This window comes from Paraburkholderia sp. BR14320, assembly GCF_040948665.1.
In the GTDB taxonomy this organism is placed as follows: Bacteria; Pseudomonadota; Gammaproteobacteria; order Burkholderiales; family Burkholderiaceae; genus Paraburkholderia; species Paraburkholderia youngii.
Map to the genome: position 1 here is coordinate 1 of NZ_JBFPKG010000167.1, position 2074 is coordinate 2074.

General features: G+C 55.5%; 1 protein-coding gene and 2 pseudogenes. All 3 read right to left on the minus strand.

The features are described 5' to 3' along the window. Nucleotides 1-185: pseudogene (locus tag AB3X89_RS39535) on the minus strand (IS3 family transposase); the annotation flags it as partial. Nucleotides 186-235: 50 nt separating this feature from the next. Continuing rightward, entirely contained in the window at nt 236-940 is a 705-nt protein-coding gene (locus tag AB3X89_RS39540; protein ID WP_368587976.1) for a hypothetical protein, read from the minus strand. 65 nt (nt 941-1005) lie between these two features. Next, a pseudogene (locus tag AB3X89_RS39545) lies at nt 1006-1646 on the minus strand (transposase). Nucleotides 1647-2074 lie beyond the last annotated feature (428 nt).

Consider the following 2074-nt stretch of genomic DNA (forward strand, 5'->3'; position numbering starts at 1 on the left):
GATGCCTTCGCGGCGCAGCAGACGTACCAGCATGCGCGCTCCCGCGAACGGGAACTCAAGATGCAGCTCGTCGATCCGGCGCATCAGTTTCAGTTCCGTCTCGTTGACCGGTTGAGGCTGGTAGTAGGTAGCGCGTGTGCACGGTCGATCATCGCTTTCCGCTCAGCAACCCCGCCTTGACCGGCGGCTTCTTTTTGCCATCTTTGGGTTCCTTTTGCTGGTCCCTATGACCAGCTCAGGCCCCGACCGTTCCACTTACCGACCTTGTCCGAAATTCCGGCGCCACCTCTATTTCCTCAATTGAGAACCGATAGAACACGTCAGAGCAAAGCACAAGATCATAACGGCCCACGGGCAATTTCACGTTAATCACCGACTCGTGAAAAACCATCTCAGGCAGAAAATTAATATGCGTCATCAGATCGGGATTGATCTCCACGATAGATGTACGCTTAAAGTTCTTCGAGATTGCATTTGTAACGATGCCAGTACCAACCCCTACCTCGAGAAAGTCCTCTTCCTCAGACAATTCGCCGAGGATGTTCCTCTCCAAAGCATTGATGATGGTCTCACCACGACCTGAGCTGTCCATGACGCGAAGCGCATCGACGTATTCCTGATCTGAGATTACACTCGCTTCCATACCGCTATTCTGAGTCTCCTCTGCGGCCCCGACGCCCTGAACTGTTTCACTGGTACCCAAGCGCAGCAGGTCAACCGTGAGAATCTCGTCTCCGCACAGTACTGCAAGGCGCGCGGAGTCAGGTTCGTCGGCACATAGCTTCAACCCTGGCTCGGTTGCACGGTTGTTATAGCGTGTCACTGCAGCAATTACTGCCGACATCTCGTGAGCTTCCAGGTGAGATCGCAAGTAGGCCACAAGGCCCTTGTCATCAAACTGACCATCCCCCACAAATGCATCTTTACCTTTTATCAACACGTAAATCAGCTGGGCCAGTGTGACGCCCGCATCGGCATCCTGTTCGCAAGCCTGTTTAGACGGTGTTATGAACTTCGAATTACTCGGATCGCATGGACGAGCATAAGCGTGGCGAAGCCGACAAAGTGCAGACCTGCGGGTGTGAAATCCGTTTTTGCTGCATCGACCTTAACCACCTAGAGATCAATTCCTTGAGCGCCCGCGGCGTGTGCAGGGTCGTCACCCGTGTAACCCTGATCGGCAAAGGCCACTTTCAGGGTTTCTTCCGTTGCTACTTTTGCACCTGGCACGCCAGTTCCGCCACTTGTGCGCGCTCCTACTCGTTGGCCGGTGTACGTGCACGGCGAGCATCTGTCGGATGCGTATCGGCCGCCGTACGCACCTTACTGCCACGCTTGCGCTTGTAGCCGTCTTTGCGTGCGCGTGGACCGCTCTCACTTGTCGATTACATCGTACGGTCATCAAGGATCGCAGCGCTGGATTGCTCCCGGCGCGCCTGTGCGACACGAATGAGCGGACAAAGATCGCTCACCATGCACTCGAAAACAGCCGGCCACCAGGCATCGTTGCGTCTGCCGGTACACGAGTTCCCACGGCGGAAAGTTCGTCGGCAGCATTCGCCACGCAGCCCCAGCGCGAGCCATCCAGCGCAACGCATTAGACATCTTGCGCAACTCATATTACGCCGCGACGCATCCCCATCCATCAACGGCAGATACGATGCCGCGAAGCTCCATTCTTCGTCTGACACTACCCCAGCGATCGAACGATTCTGATCGGCTCATCGGAAATTGCCACTTCCCGTAACCCCGTCGGGGAGTTTTTCGATCCCGTTCGTCGTTCATGCGATTGGATTTTTCAGCGTAAGTGCGGCGCGACAGCCAGCAGTCGTTGATATTCCTGCATGTTTCATGCTGTGCCGGCACATCGGGTTGACGTACCGATCCAGAAGGTGATCGCGCGGACAGAAAATGCAGGCAACAAACTTTCCCTAGAACTGATATGACTTGAGCCGCCCCGGGTTTTCCGGAGACCGTTTTGCTTGCGTCATGCCACAGTGACAGACTCAGCGAGATTTGCATAGTAAGCGGCTTCTGCCTCGGCAGGTGGAATGTTGCCGATGGGGCCGAAGAG